Raw genomic sequence first — 4321 nt, 5'->3', positions numbered from 1 at the left:
CCCTGCTCCAGGGTCTCGCGGAAGCGCTCCTCCTCCTGGCGGAGGATCTTCTCGGCCTGGGGCTGGCCGCGCACGAGCTCCGGGAACGCCGCCCCCATCTCGTCGACCAGCGGCTGGACCAGGCGATGGAAGAAGGTCTGGCTCACGCCGAGCTTGTAGCCGTGGCGCACCGCGCGGCGGATGATGCGGCGGAGCACGTAGCCGCGACCCTCGTTGCTCGGGAACACGCCGTCGACGATCAGGAAGGCACAGGCGCGGATGTGATCGGCAATCACCCGCAGCGAGCTGTTGGTGTGATCCTCGCAGCCGGTGACCTCGCCCGCGGCGGCGACCAGGCGCCGGAACAGGTCGATGTCGAAGTTGTTGTGCACGCCCTGGACCACCGCGGCGATGCGCTCCAGGCCCATGCCGGTGTCGATGGACGGCTTGGGCAGGGGCGCCATGTTGCCGTCGGCATCCCGGTCATACTGCATGAACACGAGATTCCAGATCTCGATATAGCGGTCGCCGTCCTCGTCCGGAGAACCGGGTGGGCCGCCGGGCACCTCGGGGCCGTGGTCGTAGAAGATCTCCGAGCACGGCCCGCAGGGACCGGTATCGCCCATGGACCAGAAGTTGTCGTGGGCGCCGATACGCGAGAACCGGGACGGGTCGACGCCGATCTCCTTGAGCCAGATATCGGCGGCCTCGTCGTCCTCCTCGTACACCGTCACCCACAGCCGCTCGGCCGGCAGGCCGATGACCTCGGTGAGGAAGGTCCAGGCATAACCGATCGCCTCGCGCTTGAAGTAGTCGCCGAAGCTGAAGTTGCCCAGCATCTCGAAGAAGGTGTGATGCCGGGCGGTGTAGCCGACGTTCTCGAGGTCGTTGTGCTTGCCGCCGGCGCGCACGCAGCGCTGGCTGCTTACCGCGCGCGTGTAGCCGCGCTGCTCACGGCCCAGGAAGACGTCCTTGAAAGGCACCATCCCCGCGTTGGTAAACAGCAGCGTCGGGTCGTTGCCCGGCACCAGCGGCGAGCTCGGCACGACCTCGTGGCCGCGCTCGTGGAAGAAGTCCAGGAAGGCCTGGCGGATCTCTGCGCTCGTCTTGATCATGTCCCCTCAGCCATTTGCAAGTACGCGGCGGGTCTACTCGTCGTCGGCGAGCCCACCCAGTACGCGCCGTACCTGGTCCGCGCTGAAGCCGCGGTTGGACAGGTAACGCCCGCGCCGGGCCTTCTCGCGCAGCCCCTCGGGGGGGCGGGGCCCGAACCGCTTGTCGTGGATCGCCCGCAACTGCTCCAGCCAGAAGTCCTCATCCGGCAGATGCGGGTCGATCAGCGCATCGTCAACGCCCCGGCGGGCGAGCTCCGCACGGATGCGCAGCGGGCCGTATCCCTGGGCGCTGCGGGAGCGCACGTATTCCCCGGCGAAACGTTCGTCGCTGACCAGCCGCTCGCCGGCCAGCGTCTCGACCACCTCCCCGACAAGGTCCGCGTCGTAGCCGCGCTGCTCGAGCTTGCGGCAGAGCTCGCGGCGCGAGTGCTCGCGGCGGGCGAGCAGCCGCACGGCGCGTTCGCGGACCTCCCCGCAGAGATCGCCGTCGTCCCCGTCGTCCATGCGTGACGGCTCAGGCGCCGTCGCCGCCGGAGGCGCCGCTCTCCTCTTCGGCCGTCTCCTCGGCAGCCGGGCGACCCAGCAGCATCTCACGGAGCTTGCCGTCGATCTCGTCGGCGATGTCCGGGTTGTCCTTGAGGAAGTTGCGGACGTTGTCCTTGCCCTGGCCGATGCGGTCGCCGTTGTACGAATACCAGGCACCCGCCTTGTCCACCAGGCCGTGCTTGACGCCCAGGTCGATGAGCTCGCCGTGGCGCGAGATGCCTTCGCCGTAAAGGATCTCGAATTCCGCCTGCTTGAACGGCGGCGCCATCTTGTTCTTCACCACCTTCACGCGGGTCTCGTTGCCGATGACCTCGTCGCCCTTCTTGATCGCACCGAGACGACGGATATCCAGGCGCACGGAGGAGTAGAACTTAAGTGCATTGCCGCCGGTGGTGGTCTCCGGGCTGCCGAACATCACCCCGATCTTCATGCGGATCTGGTTGATGAACACCACCAGCGTGTTCGAGCGCTTGATGTTGGCGGTGAGCTTGCGCAGCGCCTGGGACATCAGCCGCGCCTGCAGGCCCACGTGGGAGTCGCCCATCTCGCCCTCGATCTCGGCCTTCGGCGTGAGTGCCGCCACCGAGTCGACCACGACGATGTCCAGCGCCCCGGAGCGCACGAGCATGTCCGCGATCTCCAGCGCCTGCTCACCGGTATCCGGCTGCGAGACCAGCAGCTCGTCGACGTCGACCCCGAGCTTCTCGGCGTAGTCCGGATCGAGGGCGTGCTCGGCGTCGACGAACGCCGCCGTACCGCCGGCCCGCTGCGCCTCGGCAACCGCGTGCAGGGTGAGCGTGGTCTTGCCGGAAGACTCCGGCCCGTAGACCTCGACCACCCGCCCCCGCGGCAGACCGCCGACACCGAGCGCGAGGTCCAGGGTCAGCGATCCGGTGGAGACCACCGGCACGTCCACCGCCCGCGCATCGCCCATGCGCATGACGGCCCCCTTGCCGAACTGCTTCTCGATCTGCCCCAGCGCGACGCCGAGGGCCTTCTTGCGGTCTTCGTCCATGTTTTTCCTCTGCGACTGAAGCCCAGCGCCTATGCCAAATGACCGGTCATTATTTCACAAAGGGGGTTCGCCTCCCACCCCGCGCCCGGCGAGCGGCCAGTGCCCCAGACACCGATAGCGCACCCCGTCCGGCCCCTGCTCGGAGGAGAGCAGGCGGAATCCCGTGACCGGCCAGTCGACAGGATCGGGCTCCGGCGGCGGCGTCCCGGCGCGGCGTGCCAGGGTCACGTGGGGCCGGAACCGGCGCCGCTCCCGCGGCAGCCCGTGGGCCGCCAGCGTCGAGGCCAGCCCCTCTGCCAGATCCCCCAGTGCCTCCGGCGGAGCGCCCGGCGCCAGATAGGCGATCCCCTGCCGCCGCCACACCCCCGCCCGGTCCAGGTGCAGCCGGAACGCCGCCGGTACCGAGGCGGCAAGGACGTTCGCCGCGGTGACCGCACGCACCCGTGCCGCCGCGTCGCAGCGCCCCAGGAAGACCAGGGTGAGATGAAGGTTGATCGCTGGTACCCGCCGCCCCCGCTGCACCCGCCACGCTACCGCCTCGAGACGCCGGCGCACGCCCGCCGATGGCCACAGCGCGAAGAACAGGCGCTGGTGCGGGACCTCGCCGCTCACGCCCCGGTGGCCTCGATAAGCCCGTCCAGCGCGACCGCCACGCTCTGCCGGCGTACCGCCTCGCGGTCGCCGTCGAATCTGTGGCAGCGGCACTGCACGCCGCCACCACGGCGGCCCCAGGCAAACCAGACGGTGCCCACCGGGCGCTCCGGCGTGCCGCCGTCCGGGCCGGCCACGCCGGTGACCGCCACGGCGAGCGCGGCGTCGGAAACGGTGAGCACGCCGCGTACCATCGCCGCCGCGGTGGCCTCGCTCACCGCCCCATCCGCCTCCAGCGTCGCCGCGGGCACGCCGAGGAGGTCGCGCTTGGCGGCGTTGCCGTAGACGATGAAGCCGCGCTCGAACCACGCAGAACTCCCGGGGATGTCGGTGAGCACCTTGCCGATCCAGCCGCCGGTGCAGGACTCCGCGGCGCTGACCAGCCAGCCGTGCGCCGCGAGCGCCGCGCCCAGGCGCCGGGCACGGTCGTCGAGCCCCGCGTCGTCCACACCGATGCCCGGACCGTCACCGTCGATTCCCGTCATTCCTGTCTCCCGTCTGCCGTGGTGTGCCCGCGACCGCGCTGCACAGCGCGCGGTACGGGCGGTATACTGCCGCGCACCCGTCGCCGGCAGCCACACCTGCCGTGATCCACCGACCCAGCGCGGAAAGCACGCCATCACCAGTATGACCGACAACGCCACCGCGTCGCGCAAGCACACACCGATGATGCAGCAGTTCCTCCGGATCAAGGCCGAGCACCCGGATATCCTGCTGTTCTACCGCATGGGCGACTTCTACGAGCTCTTCTACGACGATGCGCGCCGGGCGGCGGAGCTGCTGGACATCACCCTGACCACCCGGGGCGAATCTGCCGGCGAGCCCATCCCCATGGCCGGGGTGCCGGTCCACGCCTACGAATCCTACCTCGCCCGGCTGGTGCGCCTCGGCGAGTCAGTGGCGATCTGCGAACAGATCGGCGACCCCAACACCAGCAAGGGCCCGGTGGAGCGGCGCGTGGTGCGCGTGGTCACGCCGGGCACGCTCACCGACGAGGCCCTGCTCGAGGAGCGTC

The 4321-nt window shown here is 70.0% G+C and carries 5 protein-coding genes and 1 pseudogene; 1 reads left to right on the top strand and 5 read right to left on the bottom strand.

The window, feature by feature from the left end:
- From alaS to G7A99_RS13975, 5 genes are all read right to left on the bottom strand, one after another.
- On the bottom strand, window positions 1–1094 hold a 1094-nt coding region (gene alaS / locus G7A99_RS13995; protein ID WP_163141159.1), incomplete at its 3' end, for an alanine--tRNA ligase.
- 33 nt (window positions 1095–1127) lie between these two features.
- Window positions 1128–1598 (bottom strand): regulatory protein RecX, encoded by a 471-nt coding sequence (locus G7A99_RS13990; protein ID WP_018718994.1) that lies wholly within the window; start codon window positions 1596–1598, stop codon window positions 1128–1130.
- A 10-nt stretch (window positions 1599–1608) separates the two neighbouring features.
- Entirely contained in the window at window positions 1609–2655 is a 1047-nt protein-coding gene (gene recA / locus G7A99_RS13985; RefSeq protein ID WP_018718995.1) for a recombinase RecA, read from the bottom strand.
- 54 nt (window positions 2656–2709) lie between these two features.
- Entirely contained in the window at window positions 2710–3267 is a 558-nt protein-coding gene (gene thpR, locus G7A99_RS13980; RefSeq protein WP_018718996.1) for an RNA 2',3'-cyclic phosphodiesterase, read from the bottom strand.
- On the bottom strand, window positions 3264–3791 hold the full coding sequence (locus tag G7A99_RS13975; protein WP_018718997.1) for a CinA family protein: 528 nt from the start codon (window positions 3789–3791) through the stop codon (window positions 3264–3266). The genes thpR and G7A99_RS13975 overlap by 4 nt, the downstream gene beginning before the upstream one ends.
- Before the next feature lie 142 nt (window positions 3792–3933).
- Here G7A99_RS13975 and G7A99_RS25535 point away from each other — a divergent pair.
- Window positions 3934–4321 (top strand): annotated as a pseudogene (locus G7A99_RS25535) (DNA mismatch repair protein MutS); the annotation flags it as partial.

It is taken from the genome of Arhodomonas sp. KWT (assembly GCF_010993615.1).
This window is presented reverse-complemented; position numbering and strand designations above follow the sequence as displayed.

Coding starts and splice junctions, on each gene's coding strand:
- G7A99_RS13975 (WP_018718997.1), bottom strand. CDS start 3,791: ATGACGGGAATCGACGGTGACGGTCCGGGCATCGGTGTGGACGACGCG.
- G7A99_RS13990 (WP_018718994.1), bottom strand. CDS start 1,598: ATGGACGACGGGGACGACGGCGATCTCTGCGGGGAGGTCCGCGAACGC.
- recA (WP_018718995.1), bottom strand. CDS start 2,655: ATGGACGAAGACCGCAAGAAGGCCCTCGGCGTCGCGCTGGGGCAGATC.